Source organism: Lonepinella koalarum (genome assembly GCF_004565475.1).
Taxonomy (GTDB): domain Bacteria; phylum Pseudomonadota; class Gammaproteobacteria; order Enterobacterales; family Pasteurellaceae; genus Lonepinella; species Lonepinella koalarum.
Genome location: NZ_SRHX01000001.1, coordinates 167,100 through 184,611 on the forward strand (window position 1 = coordinate 167,100; position 17,512 = coordinate 184,611).

The 17,512-nt window shown below is 38.2% G+C and carries 15 protein-coding genes and 1 pseudogene; 9 read left to right on the forward strand and 7 right to left on the reverse strand.

Features of this window, described 5'->3' with window-relative positions; all coding sequences use genetic code 11:
- Positions 1-111: 111 nt before the first annotated feature.
- The 3 genes from rsmG to E0709_RS00850 all read right to left on the reverse strand — a co-directional run bounded on the left by rsmG (position 112) and on the right by E0709_RS00850 (position 3,931).
- Positions 112-750: a 16S rRNA (guanine(527)-N(7))-methyltransferase RsmG gene (rsmG, locus tag E0709_RS00840; protein ID WP_132299607.1), complete on the reverse strand. Its 639-nt coding sequence runs from the start codon at positions 748-750 to the stop codon at positions 112-114.
- The gene (gene mnmG / locus E0709_RS00845; RefSeq protein WP_132299609.1) at positions 743-2,632 is read right to left on the reverse strand and encodes a tRNA uridine-5-carboxymethylaminomethyl(34) synthesis enzyme MnmG; all 1,890 of its coding nucleotides are present in this window, start codon (positions 2,630-2,632) and stop codon (positions 743-745) included. Before mnmG ends, rsmG begins: the two co-directional genes overlap by 8 nt.
- A gap of 381 nt (positions 2,633-3,013) precedes the next feature.
- Positions 3,014-3,931: a LysR family transcriptional regulator gene (locus E0709_RS00850; RefSeq protein ID WP_132299611.1), complete on the reverse strand. Its 918-nt coding sequence runs from the start codon at positions 3,929-3,931 to the stop codon at positions 3,014-3,016.
- Between the two features lie 103 nt (positions 3,932-4,034).
- Here E0709_RS00850 and E0709_RS00855 point away from each other — a divergent pair, with 103 nt between their 5' ends.
- The 6 genes from E0709_RS00855 to E0709_RS00880 all read left to right on the forward strand — a co-directional run bounded on the left by E0709_RS00855 (position 4,035) and on the right by E0709_RS00880 (position 10,578).
- Positions 4,035-5,132, forward strand: a complete 1,098-nt coding sequence (locus tag E0709_RS00855) for a 4-oxalomesaconate tautomerase (protein ID WP_132299613.1) — start codon at positions 4,035-4,037, stop codon at positions 5,130-5,132.
- A 1-nt stretch (position 5,133) separates the two neighbouring features.
- Positions 5,134-6,165 carry an amidohydrolase family protein gene (locus tag E0709_RS00860; protein WP_132299615.1) on the forward strand — a complete coding sequence of 344 codons (1,032 nt, stop codon included), beginning with the start codon at positions 5,134-5,136 and terminating at the stop codon, positions 6,163-6,165.
- Positions 6,166-6,174: 9 nt separating this feature from the next.
- Positions 6,175-6,873: a 4-carboxy-4-hydroxy-2-oxoadipate aldolase/oxaloacetate decarboxylase gene (gene ligK / locus E0709_RS00865; RefSeq protein ID WP_132299617.1), complete on the forward strand. Its 699-nt coding sequence runs from the start codon at positions 6,175-6,177 to the stop codon at positions 6,871-6,873.
- A gap of 14 nt (positions 6,874-6,887) precedes the next feature.
- Positions 6,888-7,805: an amidohydrolase family protein gene (locus E0709_RS00870; RefSeq protein WP_132299619.1), complete on the forward strand. Its 918-nt coding sequence runs from the start codon at positions 6,888-6,890 to the stop codon at positions 7,803-7,805.
- A 70-nt stretch (positions 7,806-7,875) separates the two neighbouring features.
- On the forward strand, positions 7,876-9,135 hold the full coding sequence (dctA, locus tag E0709_RS00875; RefSeq protein WP_132299621.1) for a C4-dicarboxylate transporter DctA: 1,260 nt from the start codon (positions 7,876-7,878) through the stop codon (positions 9,133-9,135).
- Between the two features lie 12 nt (positions 9,136-9,147).
- On the forward strand, positions 9,148-10,578 hold the full coding sequence (locus tag E0709_RS00880; protein ID WP_207905214.1) for an anion permease: 1,431 nt from the start codon (positions 9,148-9,150) through the stop codon (positions 10,576-10,578).
- Positions 10,579-10,636: 58 nt separating this feature from the next.
- Here the strand turns inward: E0709_RS00880 and tal are convergent, their stop codons facing one another.
- Entirely contained in the window at positions 10,637-11,590 is a 954-nt protein-coding gene (gene tal / locus E0709_RS00885) for a transaldolase (protein WP_132299625.1), read from the reverse strand.
- A 196-nt stretch (positions 11,591-11,786) separates the two neighbouring features.
- Here tal and mobB point away from each other — a divergent pair, with 196 nt between their 5' ends.
- The 3 genes and pseudogenes from mobB (at position 11,787) to E0709_RS00900 (ending at position 14,051) form a co-directional block, all read left to right on the forward strand.
- Entirely contained in the window at positions 11,787-12,281 is a 495-nt protein-coding gene (mobB, locus tag E0709_RS00890; RefSeq protein ID WP_132299627.1) for a molybdopterin-guanine dinucleotide biosynthesis protein B, read from the forward strand.
- Between the two features lies 1 nt (position 12,282).
- On the forward strand, positions 12,283-13,659 hold the full coding sequence (locus E0709_RS00895) for a DHA2 family efflux MFS transporter permease subunit (protein WP_132299629.1): 1,377 nt from the start codon (positions 12,283-12,285) through the stop codon (positions 13,657-13,659).
- 10 nt (positions 13,660-13,669) lie between these two features.
- Positions 13,670-14,051, forward strand: a pseudogene (locus E0709_RS00900) (HI0074 family nucleotidyltransferase substrate-binding subunit).
- Positions 14,052-14,056: 5 nt separating this feature from the next.
- Here E0709_RS00900 and E0709_RS00905 read toward each other — a convergent pair.
- The 3 genes from E0709_RS00905 to E0709_RS00915 form a co-directional block, all read right to left on the reverse strand.
- Positions 14,057-15,007 carry an alpha/beta fold hydrolase gene (locus E0709_RS00905; RefSeq protein WP_132299631.1) on the reverse strand — a complete coding sequence of 317 codons (951 nt, stop codon included), beginning with the start codon at positions 15,005-15,007 and terminating at the stop codon, positions 14,057-14,059.
- A gap of 48 nt (positions 15,008-15,055) precedes the next feature.
- Positions 15,056-16,168, reverse strand: a complete 1,113-nt coding sequence (gene asd, locus E0709_RS00910; protein ID WP_132299633.1) for an aspartate-semialdehyde dehydrogenase — start codon at positions 16,166-16,168, stop codon at positions 15,056-15,058.
- A gap of 108 nt (positions 16,169-16,276) precedes the next feature.
- A complete protein-coding gene (locus tag E0709_RS00915) occupies positions 16,277-17,461 on the reverse strand; it encodes an MFS transporter (protein WP_132299635.1) in 1,185 nt (394 codons plus the stop codon).
- Positions 17,462-17,512 lie beyond the last annotated feature (51 nt).

Below are 17,512 nucleotides of genomic sequence, written 5' to 3' on the forward strand. Positions count from 1 at the left end.
ATTGCAATAAATTAAGCGATAAAACCGAACTTAGATCAAAATTTTGTGAGTTTTATAGCGCTTTTTTAATCAAATTGACTTTTTTAATGCAAGTAAAAATATTAACTTAGACTACACCTTTTTTATTAACACCAAGTGTCGTTCACCGACTAATTCTGGCACTTGCAATGCAATCACCTGTTGAACTGTAAATTCCGTCGTAAGTTGTTGCACTTCATCCTGATGATATTGTCCTTTCAATGCATAAAATAAACCTTTTTCATTGATTAAATGCTGACACCAATCGGTCATATCAGACAGTGAAGCAAAAGCTCGGCTTAATACACCGTCAAATAAATGATCGGGTTTAAATTCTTCTACTCGACTTAATACGGGATAGACGTTAGTCAATCCTAATTCACACACTGCATTACGAACAAAGCTAATGCGTTTACCCAAACTATCAAGTAAATAAAATTGCTTATCTGGATTAATAATCGCTAAGGGTAAACCCGGTAATCCCGGTCCCGTCCCCACATCAATAAAATATTTACCTTGTAAATAAGGACTTACAACGAGACTATCCATAATATGTTTTACTAACATATCTTGCGGATCACGCACAGAAGTTAAATTATAAGCTTTATTCCATTTATGTAATAATAACACCAACTGTACTAATTGCGTTTTTTGCAGATCAGTCAAGCAAAGTGCGGTGTTTTTTAACAAAAATTCTAATTTTTCAGCTAAAATTTGTTGTAAATTATTCACTACGTTTTAACATTCCCTGTTTTTTCAAATTCACCAATAAAATGGAAATGGCAGCAGGCGTAATACCTGAAATGCGACTGGCTTGTCCAATAGAGACGGGACGATGTTGTTCTAATTTAGCCCGCACTTCATTAGAAAGTCCTACCACTAAACTATAATCAAAACGTTCTGGAATAACGGTATTTTCATGACGTTTTTGTTTTTCAATTTCTTCTTGCTGATGTTCAATATAGCCTTGATATTTAATTGCTATTTCTACTTGTTCGGCAGCCTGTTTATCTTCCAAAGCTGGCGCAAATAAAGCGGTTTTAGTTAAAATATCATACGTTATTTCAGGGCGACGTAATAAATCAATACCGTTAGCTTCACGCACAATAGAGGTATTTACTAAGTTATTGATTTCATCTAAATGTTCAGATTTTGTGTGAATCCAAATTTGTTTTAAACGTTCTTGTTCTTTGGCGATATTATCCATTTTTTGATTAAATCTCACCCAACGTTTTTCATCTATTAAACCTAGTTTGCGAGCAATTGGGGTTAAACGAATATCGGCGTTATCTTCACGTAATAATAAACGATATTCCGCTCGAGAAGTGAAGACACGGTAGGGTTCTTTTGTGCCAAGGGTACAAAGATCATCCACTAATACACCAACGTATGCTTGATCACGGCGTGGATACCAAGGATCTTTTTGTTGCACAAACAATCCTGCGTTAATGCCTGCTAACAATCCCTGAGCTGCCGCTTCTTCATAACCTGTGGTGCCATTAATTTGACCCGCAAAGAATAATCCTTTAATCGTTTTGGTTTCTAAAGTAGGTTTTAAATCTCTAGGATCGAAATAATCATATTCAATAGCATAACCGGGTTTCACAATGCGCGTTTTTTCTAGTCCTACCATGGAATTAACGATCGCCATTTGTACATCAAACGGTAAACTAGTAGAAATACCGTTCGGATAGACTTCATTGGAAGTTAAGCCCTCTGGTTCAAGATAAATTTGATGGGAATTGCGATCCGCAAAACGCATCACTTTATCTTCAATAGACGGACAATAACGTGGACCGATCCCCTCAATAATCCCTGTGTACATAGGACTACGATCCAAATTTTGACGGATCACTTGATGGGTTTTTTCATTAGTATGAGTAATAAAACATGGAATTTGACGGGGATGTTGATCCACACTTCCCATAAAGGAAAATACGGGCAGGTGATCATCACCATGTTGTTTAGCTAACACATCAAAATTAATTGTTCGTGCATCTAAACGTGGCGGTGTACCTGTTTTTAAACGATCTACACGAAGACCTAAATCACGCAAACGATAAGAAAGACTTACAGAAGCAGGATCGCCAGCTCGTCCACCTTGGTAATTTTGTAAACCTATATGGATCTTACCCGCTAAAAACGTACCTGCCGTTAATACTACCGATCCTGCACGAAATTTTAACCCCATTTTGGTTTCCACGCCTGTAACTTGATCTTGTTCGATCAATATATCTGTTACTTCTTGCTGAAAAATATCTAAATTAGGTTGATTTTCAAGAGCTATACGCACTGCTTGGCGATACAATACACGATCTGCTTGTGCTCGAGTGGCACGTACCGCAGGACCTTTAGAACTATTTAGCGTACGAAATTGAATCCCAGCTTGATCGGTAGCCGTTGCCATTAATCCTCCCATGGCATCAATTTCTTTCACTAAATGACCTTTACCAATCCCTCCAATAGCGGGATTACAAGACATTTGTCCAAGTGTATCAATATTATGGGTTAATAAAAGGGTTTTAAGCCCCATACGAGCAGGAGCAAGGGCAGCTTCTGTGCCAGCATGACCGCCACCAATAACGATCACATCATAATTTTCTGTATAAAACATAGTAACCTTGATTTATTAAAGATCCCTTTCACCGATCTCAGCTAAAAATAAAGGCGTATTTTACCTAAATTTGAGTAAACAGGAAAGTAGATCAGTAAAATTCGATCCGATAAAGATCGGTTTGCTAATAAATAGAGATCTTATTTATATATAAAGATCTTATTATGGTTATTATTAGATCCACTGTTTATCGTGGGTAAGGATCTTTTTCTTTTATAGATGAAAGTGTTAGATCTTTTTTAAATTAAGGAAAAACATGATCTTTACAGTAAGAAAAGATGGTATAACTCGTTCAGTTATCCACATATAAAATTTTATTGTATTTTATCCATGGAATTAATACAGGTTTTTAACTGGATTTTATTTAGTTATCCACAGTCACTAAATATTTTTTGAATTTGAATTTGGGAAATAACATAAGCAAACATCCTTAATAATTTTCACTAAAGCAGTTTGTAAACGGCTTGGTTTGGTTTTGTTGGCTGTTGCCATATATAAGTGACAAGGAAGCTGTGGTTGAGCTATTTTTACCGCGGTTAATTGTGGATGAGCCTGTCCTAGCGCTAATACCATAGGCAATAAAATAGAATTTCCTAATCCATCTTCCACTAAATCTAAAACCAATTCTTTGCTATCTACTTCTAATACCACATTACTTTTTCTGTGTAGTTTTGTCATTTCATTATCAAATAACTGACGGAAAGTATTGCCTTGAGTGGGTAAAATAAGAGGGATTTGTTGAAAATCGTCAAGTTCAATTTGGCTTTTTTGTGCCAGAGGATTATCTTTGCGAGTGATTAATTCTAGCTGTACTTGTGTGAGTAGATCATAATCAATACCCGATTGGAAAGGCGGATTATGTAATAATGCCACATTTAAACGGTTGTTCGTGATGCGTTCTTGTAAATTTGCTGTGAAAGCCTCTACTACCACAAGATTTGCTTCGGGTAATTGGGAATAAAAACGTCTGATGATATTTTTAGCAAATAATTTAGATAATGTTGGTGGGATACCTAGGGTGATAGTACCACTGATCTTACCTTGAGCAAGGTTTAAATCTTCTTGTAAATTGTCTAGTTGTGCAAAAATGGCATAGCTATGTTTAAGTAAAATATTGCCTGCTTCAGTGGTACAAACACCTCTGCCATTGCGTATAAATAAATTCTGTTTTAATTCCACTTCTAATTGACGAATTTGCCGGCTTAGTAAAGGCTGTGCCACATTGAATTGCTCCGCTGCTTTGGTGTAACTACCTAGTTCTGCCACTTTAATAAAATATTTCAATTGTTTTAAATCCATGTTAATACCTGTTATTTTAGTTATATCTGATAGGTGAAATATACTATTTTTTATATAGTAATAAAAGCATAGAATTGCCACATCAGATATATAGGAGGAAAAAATGGTAACTCAAACGGCAATTCCTTGCATGCTTATGCGTGGTGGCACATCAAAAGGTCCATTTTTTAGTTTTGATGATTTACCAAAAGATATTGAAACTCGCAATAATGTACTACTTGCAGCCCTTGGTTCACCAGATAAACGACAAATTGACGGCATCGGTGGCGCTCATTCTTTAACCAGTAAAGTAGGTATCGTCAAAATCAGTGATTTACCCAATGTAGATTTAGAATTTCTATTTGCACAATTACAACCCGATAGTGATTCTGTAAATACCAACGTCAATTGTGGCAATATGTTGGCCGCTGTAGTGCCTTTTGCTTTAGAGAAAGGTTTAATTAAGGCTCAAGGTGAAACCACCACTGTTCGTGTATTAACCCAAAATACTGGCGTATTAGCTGATATTACCGTACAAACCCCCAATCAAACCATTACTTATGATGGTGATGCCAAAATTGATGGTGTTCCCAATACCCATGCTCCTATTCAAATTCGTTTTTTAGATACGGAAGGATCAGTGTGCGGTAGCTTGCTTCCAACGGGCAATGTTTATGATGAATTTGATTTAGCTGAATTTGGCAAATTACCAGCGACTTGTATTGATAATGGTATGCCAATGGTTTTAGTGCGTGCAAAAGATGTGCATCGCACCGCTTATGAAAAGGTTGCTGAACTGAATCAAGATGAACAACTGAAACAGATTTTAGAACAATTGCGGATTCAAGCGGGCTTTAAAATGAATCTAGGCGATGTTAGCGATAAAAATTACCCGAAAATGTGTTTATTAAGTGAGCCTATTCAAGGGGGTAATGTGCATACACGCTGTTTTATTCCCCATGTTTGCCATGAAGCTATTGGCGTATTAGCAGCGGTGACGATTGCCACTGCCTGCGTGATACCTGATACGGTAGCTTATGGTTTTTCTGATTTCAATCCTAAAAAACCCTTTTCAGTGGAACACCCCAGTGGAGAATTTAGCGTGACATTAAGCTTTAATTCACAAGGTAAGGTGGAAAGTGCGGCATTGTTACGCACCGCAAGATTATTAATGAAAGGTGAAGTGATGATTTCACCAAAAATTTGGTCACAAGGAGAATAAGATGAGTTTAATTATTGATTGTCATGGACATTACACCACCGCACCAAAAGCCTTAGAAGAATGGCGAAATAAACAAATTGCTGGGATTAAACAGCCATCTGCCATGCCAAAGGTCGCAGATTTAAATATTTCCGATGATGAACTACGTGAATCCATTGAATTAAATCAACTGAAATTTATGCGAGAACGGGGTTCTGATATTACCTTATTTTCACCACGAGCTAGCTTTATGGCGCATCATATTGGTGATTACAATATTTCTGCCACTTGGGCGTCTATTTGTAATGAACTTTGTTATCGCGTATCACAACTATTTCCTGAGCATTTTGTGCCAGTGGCGATGTTACCACAATCGCCTGGCGTGCCAACGGAAACCTGCTTAGCGGAAATAGATCGTTGTATTAATGAATATGGCAATGTAGGCATTAACCTTAACCCCGATCCATCTGGTGGACATTGGACATCTCCGCCATTAACTGATCCTTATTGGTTTCCTATTTATGAAAAAATGGTGGAATACGATATTCCAGCCATGATCCACGTCAGCACCAGTTGTAACCATTGTTTCCATACTACAGGGGCACATTATTTAAATGCGGACACCACCAGTTTTATGCAGTGCCTACAAGGTGATTTATTTAAAGAATTTCCAACCTTACGCTTTATTGTGCCACATGGTGGCGGTGCAGCCCCTTATCATTGGGGTCGTTTTCGTGGTTTGGCGATGATGATGAAAAAGCCGATTTTAGAACAACATTTATTAAATAATATTTTCTTTGATACCTGTGTTTATCATCAACCGGGCATTGATTTGTTATTGGATGTAATTCCGCACAAAAATGTGTTATTTGCATCTGAAATGATTGGTGCGGTGCGTGATATTGATCCACGCACAGGATTCTATTTTGACGATACCAAACGTTATATTGAAGCAAGCCAATTAAGCACAGAACAAAAACATCAAATTTATGAAGGCAATGCTCGTCGCGTTTTCCCACGTTTAGATGCACAACTCAAAGCAAAAGGATTATAGGTGAAAAAAATGACAGAATTAGCGATTAATCAATTAGGCGTAGTGAAACGCCATATTCAACGAGCCGACAAAAGCGCGGTGGAAAAATTAGCCAAATTTGGTGTGGCTACCATTCATGAAGCGATGGGACGAATTGGCTTAATGAAACCCTATATCCGCCCTATTTATCCCCATGCCAAACTTTGTGGTACAGCGGTTACTGCATTATTGCAACCAGGGGACAACTGGATGTTGCATGTTGCGGCGGAACAAATTCAACAGGGCGACATTGTGGTGGCGGGCTGTACAGCAGATTCTACCGATGGTTTTTTTGGCGAATTACTTGCCACATCATTTAGAGCGAGAGGGGCTAAAGGCTTGATTATTGATGGCGGTGTGCGTGATGTCGCAGAACTGGAAAAAATGGATTTTCCTGTATTTAGTAAAGCTATTCATTCCAAAGGGACGATTAAAGCTACCTTAGGATCGGTGAATGTGCCAGTGATTTGTGCAGGCATGGTAGTTTATCCGGGCGATGTGGTGGTTGCCGATGCGGATGGTGTCGTGGTGGTGCCTGCTGCGAAAGCCTTAGAAGTGGCAGAAGCAGCCCAAAAACGCGAAGATAACGAAGCAGGCAAACGTCAACAATTTGAAGCAGGCGTATTAGGTTTGGATTTATACAAAATGCGTGAAAAATTAGCCAATGCAGGTTTGCAATATATTGATTAAAAGGGAGAAATAACATGAAATTTGAAGTAACACCGGGTTGGCTGCCTTTTTACCCTAATCCATCAAAACCTAAATTAACCTTACCCAAAGGGGCAGTTGATGCTCATTGCCATGTGTTTGGACCGGGTGAACAATTTCCTTATGCACTAGAACGTAAATACACACCCTGTGATGCGTCCAAAGATCAACTCTTTGCTCTGCGTGATTTACTTGGCTTTGAACGCAATGTGATTGTGCAAGCCACTTGCCATGGTGCCGATAATCGTGCTTTGGTAGATGCACTTGAACATTCTCATGGCAAAGCAAGGGGTGTGGCTACGGTGCGTGCGGATGTCAGTCAAGAAGAATTACAACGCCTACACAAAGCTGGGGTGCGTGGGGTACGTTTTAATTTTGTAAAACGTCTAGTGGATACTGCACCAACGGAAACCTTAATGACCATTGCAAATAAAATTACTCCGTTAGGTTGGCATATTGTGATCTATTTTGAAGCGCAGGATCTGGCGGAATATTGGGATTTCTTCACTCAATTACCTACTACCGTGGTAGTAGATCATATGGGTAGACCGGATGTCAGCAAACCAGTAGACGGCGAAGAATTTAACTTGTTTGTTAAATTAATGGCAGAACACCCTAATTTTTGGAGCAAAGTTTCCTGCCCTGAACGGTTAAGTGTGACCGGTCCAAAAGCCTTAAATGGCGAACAACATGCTTACACCGATGTGGTGCCTTTTGCTCAGCGTTTAATTCAGCTGTTCCCTGATAGGGTTTTATTTGGCACCGATTGGCCACACCCCAATTTAAAAGATCATATGCCAGATGATGGGTTATTGGTGGATTATATTGCTCAAATAGCCACCACAGAGCAACAACGGCAACGCCTGCTGGTGGATAACCCAATGCGATTATATTGGGCTGATGAACAGGAATAAGACAAAAGTGCGGTGAAAAATACTAAATAAATTTGATATTTTTTCACCGCACTTTAATAAGGAATATCACATGAGTAAAAAAGCCTTTTATCAAGAACTGTATTTTCAAGTATTACTTGGCATTTTAGCTGGCATTGCGTTAGGTTACTTTATCCCTGATGTAGCCGTCACCCTTAAACCCTTAGGCGATGCATTTATCAAACTGATTGCCATGATTATTGGTCCGATTATTTTCTGTACTATCGTGGTGGGTATTGCGGGCATGAAAGATATGAATGAACTCGGTAAAGTAGGCGGAAAAGCCTTAATTTATTTCTTTGTTATGTCCTTTATTGCTTTAGTGATTGGTTTATTATGGGGTCATCTTATTCAACCAGGAGCGGGTTTTAATATAGATCCTGCCACACTGGATACCAGTAGTTTAAGCAAATATACGGAAAGTGCTAAAAATGTGAATCTCGCTGATTTTGCCATGAATATTATTCCTTCTACCTTTGTAGGCGCATTTTCTTCAGGTAATGTATTGGCTATTTTATTAGTTTCCATTTTATTTGGTTACTCTTTATCCGTTATTGGTGATAAAGGAAAACCTGTTTACACCTTCATTGAAAGTATTTCTAAAGTATTTTTCCATAATGTTCATTTAATTTCAAAACTCTCTTCTATCGGGGCATTTGGGGCAATCACTTATACCGTGGGAGCTTATGGCTTAGAATCCTTATTACCATTAGCCAAATTAGTCTTTGGTTTTTATGCCTTATTAGTTGTGTTTGTTATTGTGGTTTATGGCATTATTGCCAAAATTTGTGGTGTTAATTTATTTGCCTATCTCAGTTTTATTAAAGAAGAATTGCTGATTATTCTTGGTACAGGTTCTTCTTCCGTAGTTTTGCCACATATCATGGAAAAACTGGAAAAACTCGGTTGTCCAAAATCCGTCATTTCTTTAGTAGTGCCATCAGGTTATTCCTTTAATTTAAATGGAACCAATCTCTATATGACCATGGCAATTATTTTTATTGCTCAAGCCACTAATATGGAACTTTCCTTTACTGATCAATTTATTTTATTAATTGTGGCAATGCTAACATCTAAAGGTGCAGCAGGTGTGAGTGGAGCAGCGTTTGTGATGTTAACCAGTACATTGATTGTACTTCCCGTTGTTCCGGTGGCTGGCATGGTTTTAATTTTGGGTATCCACCGTTTTGTAGGTACGGGATTAGCTATAGTTAATCTTATTGGACAAGGTGTTGCAACTATGGTGGTTTCTGTTTGGAATAAACAATTTAATAGAGAAATGATGAAACAAACGCTTACGGCGAAAAATTAATCTAAGGAGATTATAATGAAAAGTAAAATTTGGAAACTTATTTTAATGGCAGCATTCCCCGTTATTTTCTGGTTTACTCCCCCACCAGATGGATTAACAGTGGAAGCATGGCGTTTATTGGGTTTTTATCTGTTAGCGATAGTTGGGTTAATTCTTCGCCCTTTTTCCGAACCTTTAGTGTTACTCAGTGCGGTGGCTTTTGCAGGCATTTTTTTAAATAACACCAAGGACTTATTAGTGGGTTATTCCAACACCACGATTTGGTTGGTTTTTTCTGCCTTTGCAATCAGTACCGCCTTTGTTAAAACCGGATTAGGCAAACGCATTGCTTATGTGATGATTCGTTCTTTTGGTAGCACGACCTTACGTTTGGGTTATGTCACCGCTTTTCTTGATTTTATTATTTCACCCGTCACGCCATCTAATACCGCACGTAGTGGTGGCATTGTTTTTCCCATTATCCATTCCGTGGCAAAAGCCTTAGGATCAGAACCGGGTGAAACCGCCAAAAAAGCGGGGAGTTATTTAATTATCAACACCTACTATACCATGAAAGTCACCAGTTTTATGTTTATTACTGCCATGGCACCTAATTTACTCACCGCCGATTTTATGAATAAAATTTTGGGTACGAATTTAAATTGGGGGAATTGGGCGGCAGGATTGGTTGTGCCGGGGTTGATTTTATTATTAATTTATCCTTTTATTGGTTATTATCTGGATAAACCTGAAATAAAACGGATTAATAACAAAGAAATTGCCCGTCAAGGTTTAGCGGAATTAGGCGTTATGCAACCTACGGAAAAATTGCTGATCGCGATTTTTATCTTAGCACTAGTGGGTTGGGCTGCACCGTCTTTACTGAGCTTAATTGGCATTAAATTTACTTTAAATGCCACCGCCGTTGCATTGGTGGCAATGGTATTAGCCTTTTTATTTGGCGTGATTGGTTGGGGCGATATGTTAGCCAATAAAGCCGCTTGGAATACCTTAATCTGGTTCGGTGGTATTATAGGTATGGCAACCGCACTGGATAAAGCAAAAATTTTTGATTGGTTGGCACACACAATCAGTACCAATGTGAGTTTTACATACAGCCCATTTACTGTGTTATGTATCCTTGGTTTTCTGAGTATTGTTGTTCGTTACTTTTTCGCTTCCGCCAGTTCTTATGTGGTTGCTATGTTGCCCGTATTTTTAACCATAGGTAAAGCCGCTGGAGCTGATCCAATGGCATTAGCCTTACTACTTGCTGGTACAAATTCCTTTGGCGGATTGGTCACGCACTACGGTGCCGGTGTTGCTCCAATTTTATTTGGTGCTGGTTATAACAGTGTCACCAAATGGTGGATAAACGGTGCTATTATGGCATTCATTGGATTTATTGTATTTATTACTTTAGGTTATGCTTGGTGGGATTTAATCGGCTTGTTGCAATCTTAATGTAAAAAAGTGCGGTGTTTTTCACCGCACTTTTCTCATCATATTTAATTTTAAATCATTAAAGCTTGGCAGCTAACATGGCTTCCAATTTCTCAATATCTGCCGCAAATTTGCGGATACCTTCGGCAAGTTTTTCAACTGCCATTGGATCAGCGTTGTGTTGCCAGTAGAAATCCGCTTCTTTCAATGGTTCTGGGCGAGCTTTGACTTCACCTTTATAGTCTAATTTACGCGCTAAAGGTGCGGTGCTTTCTTGTAGCTCTTTTAATAATGGTGGTGCAATGGTTAGTCGGTCGCAACCTGCCAGCTCAGTGATTTCGCCTACATTACGGAAACTCGCACCCATTACCACAGTTTTATAGCCATATTGTTTGTAGTAGTTGTAAATTTCAGTGACAGAAACCACACCTGGATCTTCCGCTGGTGCGTATTCTTTTTTGTCAGAATTAGCTTTGTACCAGTCAAGAATACGACCAACAAACGGTGAAATTAAGTAAACGCCTGCTTCGGCACAAGCACGAGCTTGCGCTTGGGAGAATAATAAGGTGAGGTTACAGTTGATGTTTTCTTTTTCTAAAATTTCCGCCGCACGGATACCTTGCCACGTGGAAGCGATTTTGATCAAAATACGATCATTGGCAATACCTGCTTCGTTGTAAAGACGAATTAATTTGCGTGCTTTTTCAACGGTCGCTTCGGTATCATAAGAAAGACGAGCATCGACTTCAGTAGAAATACGTCCCGGTACCAGTTTTAAAATTTCTAAACCGATATTTACCGCTAATTTGTCTTCGGCATCAATTAATTGTTGTGCTTTGTCATTGCTTTGTTGTTTTGCATAAGCAATGGCTTCATCAATTAATGGCGCATATTGTGGCAGTGCAGAAGCACTTAAAATTAATGATGGATTGGTCGTGGCATCCTGTGGTTTGTAAAGTTTCATAGCTTCGATATCGCCGGTGTCTGCTACTACTACAGTTACATTTTTTAAAGCGTCTAATTGCGTTGTCATAATTTACCTCTGATTGATATTACTTACTCTGTTCAATTATCCATGATAAGTTGATTAAATACCAGTTAAACGATTAAAAACTGTGATCCAGATCACGGTTTTATAATGGAATTTATATGGTGAACTAAACTATAATACATTAAATGTAATATGAAAATATAAAAGCAACGATATAAACAATAGGTAATAGAAAAAAATGATTCCCTTTCTTGGTATAACAGGTTATAGCGGCAGTGGTAAAACCACGTTATTAGAAAAATTATTGCCAAAATTAACCGCACTTGGTTTGAAAGTGGCGGTGATTAAGCATAGTCACCATAATGCTCAAGTGGATAAACCGGGGAAAGATAGTTGGCGAATGAAAGAAGCGGGAGCCAGTCAGGTGATTATAGCTTGTGATCAACGTTGGGCGTTAATGACTGAAACCATTGAACCAGTCTGTTTTGATTATTTAGTACAACAATTTGATCCGCAATTAACAGATTTAGTGTTAATTGAAGGTTTTAAACAAGAAGCTATCCCTAAAATTCTACTGCATAGAAAAGAGATGATTAAGCCTTTAGCAGAACAGGATCAACAGGTTATAGCCGTTGCTACGGATTATCCGATTGAAATCGATAAACCACAGTTAGACATTAATAATATTGATCAAATAGCCGAATTTATTTGGCATTATTTACGGAAAGATTAAAATGGAAAAGGCTGTTTCACCTCGATCACTCGCTTGGATTGCTGCCACCGCTTTTTTTATGCAAGCCTTGGATACCACCATACTCAATACGGCTTTACCCACCATTGCTACAGACTTACATCAATCACCATTACAAATGCAATTAGCGGTAATTAGTTATGCCTTGACGGTGGCATTATTTATTCCTATCAGCGGTTGGTTAGCGGATAAATACGGTACCTTGAATATTTTTCGCTTTGCAGTAACAATGTTTGTATTGGGATCGGTCAGTTGTGCTTTCTCAATGTCCTTAGAAATGCTGATTTTTTCTCGTATTTTACAAGGCTTTGGCGGTGCCATGATGATGCCTGTGGCTCGTCTTGCGATTATTCGTACAGTACCTAAAAATGAGCTATTGCCAATTTGGAATTTAATGGCTATGGCAGGATTAACTGGTCCGATTATAGGTCCTATTTTAGGCGGTTGGTTGGTAACTTACGCTTCTTGGCACTGGATTTTTTTGATTAATATTCCTATTGGTTTAGTGGGAATTTTACTTTCTAGCTTTTTTATGCCTAATGTCAAAAATCAATTAAGTAAATTTGATTGGCAAGGGTTTTTGTTATTTGCAAGCGGTTTAGTTTGTGTTACGTTAGGATTGGATTTAATCAGTGAAACTTTTGTGGAAAAATGGCAAGCGAGTAGTGTTTTAGGTGTGGGGTGCTTATTTTTATTGGCTTATTATTTTTATGCTAAAGGCAAAAGTGAAGTGTTAATTCCATTAAGTTTATTTCAAGTTCGTACCTATAATCTCGGCTCATGGTCAAATTTATTTATTCGTCTATGCGGTTCAGGTATCCCATTTTTGTTACCATTAATGTTGCAAGTCTCTTTTCAATACAGTGCGGATTACGCCGGTTATATGGTGACCCCCATTGCTATTAGCTCATTAATTAGCAAGCCATTTATTCGCCCTTTATTAAAATGGCTAGGCTACCGCAAATTATTAATGATCAATTCTTTATGTATGGCGGTTGCCGTTGGTTTAATGTGCCTTTTAACCATCAATACTCCATTATGGGCTTATATTAGCTTATTATTCATTTATGGCATGATTTTATCTATTATGTTTACATCGGTGAATACGTTAACGGTTTCAGAATTAGATCACCATAATGCTAGTGCAGGTTCAACCATGTTAAGTGTGATTCAACAAGTCGGTATTGGTTTAGGTATTGCAGTTTCTGCTATTGCATTAAATTTTTACCGCAGTTTTGTCGCGCCAGAAATGTTACAACAAGCATTTAGTTATACCTTTTTAACCAGTTCTATTTTTGGTGTTATTTTATTTTTTATAGTGGCAAAATTGGATAAATCCGACGGGGAAAATTTACATTAAGTAGGCTTATATGAATGATGAAAATGAAATCGTTAAATTGGATTTTAGTCCATTAATAAATGCAATTGAACGACTAAAAGAAGGTTTAATTCGTTATCAAACCGACATCAGCGATATTCAAATTCGTGATGGTTTAATCCAACGTTTTGAATTTACTTATGAATTAAGTCACAAAATGCTCAAACGTTATTTAGCCCAAATATCTCCAAATCCTGAGCAATATGACAGTATGTCTTTTCAGGATCTTATTCGCTCAGGTAATGAAAAAGGGTTATTACTTGGTGAGTGGAAAGATTGGAAAACCTATAGAGATGCGTTTAAGAACAAGTCATACTTATGATGAAGATGTCGCATTAAATGTGGTAGAGGGTATTCCACAATTTTTGCAATAAGCGATTTATTTAGTAGAACAATTAACAAAGGAATAAATACGATTTAACGCCGTATTTCTAATATCATCACATTCAAATAAAATTTCATGTTTTGCTCGCTCAATTTTCACTAATTTGCCTTGCGGTAAAAGTGTGATGAATTTAGCGATATTTTTATTGTCCACAATTTTTTCTTTTTCCGCTTGTAGTACTAAAACCGGAATTTCAATACGCGGCAAAATTTTAGGTAAGCGTTTAATCGCTTGTAAACATAAATGTACCCAACGGAAAGTGGGTCCACCGAGATGAATTTGTTTAAATTTCCGGTTAATACGGTTCATCCATTTCATACGAGTTTTACAAAAACTTAATTCATTATTTCTCAAATCAGCAGGTTGATAAACGGTTTTACCAAATACATAACGTTCGCCAAATCCTAGCACCATCATTAGATTTAATAATATTTCATCACGTAACGGGTTTTTTAACGCAATAGCAAAGAAAGGCGAAGAAAAAACCGCACTTTTTATATGGTGATCATAGTTAGCTAAATAATAACTTGAGATTAAGCAGCCTAAAGAATGAGCTACAATATGTTGGCTTTGATAATCATAAAGTGCGGTGCTTTTTTCGATAATTTTTGCCATATCATCGCTGTAAAAACGAAATTCATCTAAATGCCCTTTGTCAGGATCTTTTAATAAACGCTGTGAGTAACCTTGTCCTCGGTGATCAAATAATAGCACATCATAACCTTGATGATAAAAGTCATAAGCGAGTTCTGTCCATTTTAAAATACTTTCAGCCCGTCCATTGACGAGAATAATCAGTTTTCGTTGGGCTGGATTTTGGTGGGTAAAATGACGATAGGCTAGCTGACAATGTCTTTTTCCAGCAATATATTGAATCGGAAATTGTTGAGCAAAAGGATAAAGTTCAGTTAACGCAAATTGACAAAAATGGGGTTCTCTTTGCATAGTTTTTATAAACACGTGGGGGCGAATATCGCCCCAAAAGTAATCATATTAAACCAACTGTTTCAAAATACGGCGTACAGGCTCTGCTGCACCCCATAATAATTGGTCGCCCACGGTGAATGCCGCCAAATATTCAGGGCCCATGGCAAGTTTACGCAAACGCCCTACTGGCACGCTTAATGTACCTGTCACTTTCGCAGGGGTTAATTCACGCAAGGTGGTTTCTTTGTCGTTTGGAATGACTTTCACCCATTCATTATGGCTTGCTAAAATTTGCTCAATTTCGCTTAATGGCAAGTCTTTTTTCAGTTTAATGGTGAACGCTTGGCTGTGGCAACGCAATGCCCCGATACGCACGCATAAACCGTCCACAGGAATTGGGTTGTCGCTTAAGCCTAAAATTTTATTGGTTTCTGCATAACCTTTCCATTCTTCCTTGGTTTGTCCTGTTTCTGGTAACAGTTTGTCAATCCATGGAATTAAGCTACCGCCCAAGGCTGCCCCAAAGTTGTCTGTTGGAAAATCGTCTGCGCGCATTTTCGCGGTCACTTTACGTTCAATGTCTAAAATAGAGGAAGCAGGATCGGCAAGTTCGGCTTTCACGCTGTCTTCTAATTGACCCATTTGTACAAGCAACTCACGCATATTTTTCGCCCCGGCACCAGAAGCGGCTTGATAGGTGGCGACCGAAATCCATTCCACTAAATCTTTTTCAAACAAGCCACCAATCGCCATTAACATTAGGCTTACGGTACAGTTACCGCCCACGAAAGTTTTAATGCCTTTTTTCAAGCCGTCAGTGATGACATGTTGGTTCACAGGGTCTAATACGATAATCGCATCATCTTGCATACGTAATGCAGATGCTGCATCCACCCAGTAACCGTCCCAACCGGTGGCTTTTAATTTTGGATAGACTTCATTGGTGTAATCACCGCCTTGACAGGTGACGATAATATCTAATTTTTTAAGTTCATCAATATCAAAGGCATTTTTCAATTCACCTGCATCTTTACCCGCAAACACAGGGGCTTTTTGCCCTGCTTGGGAAGTGGTGAAGAACACAGGGTTAAGATTGGCAAAATCGTTTTCCTGAACCATACGATCCATTAATACCGAGCCAACCATACCACGCCAACCGATAAAACCGACATTTTTCATATTTGCATTTCCTTTAAGTTATGTTGTGTTTGAAGTTTATAAAATTACAGATAAGCCTGATAAAATCAAGTGTTTTTCTAAAAAAAATCCTAAATTTAGCGTTAAATATTATTTTTTCTGAATTTGAAAGGTTTTCACCGCACAAAATAAACCAAACACGCTGAATAACATCAACAAAATAAAGGCTTGCTGTGAACCGAGCATGGTACCTTGGGTTAAATCTATTTTTTGCTGTTGATTCGCTACAATGCTGGCGACAACTGATGTACCTGTCGCCCCAGCTAACTGTTGTAAAGTGTTAATCACCCCTATTCTATCTAATAATTTCCCGCTAAAGGGTGCAATAAATGCCCCAACTAAACAGCCGGGTAATAATAAAAATCCGGCAATAAAGGCACTGGAATGGGTGGCAATTTGTGCATAATTTGGAATTAAATACCCTAATGCCAACACGTTAAATTGAATAGATAAAATAAACAATAAACTTAATACAAAAGGTTTATACTGGAAAACGGCAAGATGAATTAACGGATTTTTGCCTTGTTTGGCTTTGAGCACAAAACCACTTAACGCAACCAAACTCAACACCAGCAAGCCAAGCACAAGCGGATCGAACCAGCCATAATGAGCGGTTTTTTCGGTGGCAAAAATAAAACTAGCAAAAGAAACCGCAAGCAAAAAATAACCGATAAAATCAAACCGCACTTTTTCAGGCGAATTGGTGGGGCTAATCGCAAAAATGCCTGCCGCTAACGCTAAAAACAGCAATGGTAACAGCAAGAAAAACACCATTCGCCAGCCATAAAAATCAATTACTACACCGCCCAAAACCGGACCAACCGCCGGTGCCATTGCCACAATTAAGGTAGCAATACCCATTAACATGCCTATTTTTTGTTTGGGGGCTTGGGTGATAATAATGTTAAACATCAACGGCAAGGCAATGCCTGTCGCCCCACCTTGAATTAACCGTGCGATTAATAAATAAGCAAATTGTGTACTCAATCCTGCATAAATAGTTGCCCCGATAAACAAGGCAATAGCAAAGAGAAACAGATCTTTGGCACTAAACCGTTTTTTTAAAAAAGACGATAACGGCACGACTAACGCGAGCATTAATAAATACCCAGTGGTGAGCCATTGTACCGTAGAAGTTCCCACATCAAATTCTTTCATTAACGTTGGGAATGTCACATTCATTGCGGTTTCACTCACAATGCCCGAAAATGCCATTATGCCTGTGGCAAAAATGGAGAGTAGTAATTTAGAGCTAATTGTATTGGTTTGTGTCATTTTTTATCCCCTTAACGAGTATAATTATAACCCCGATATTGTTCTAAATGA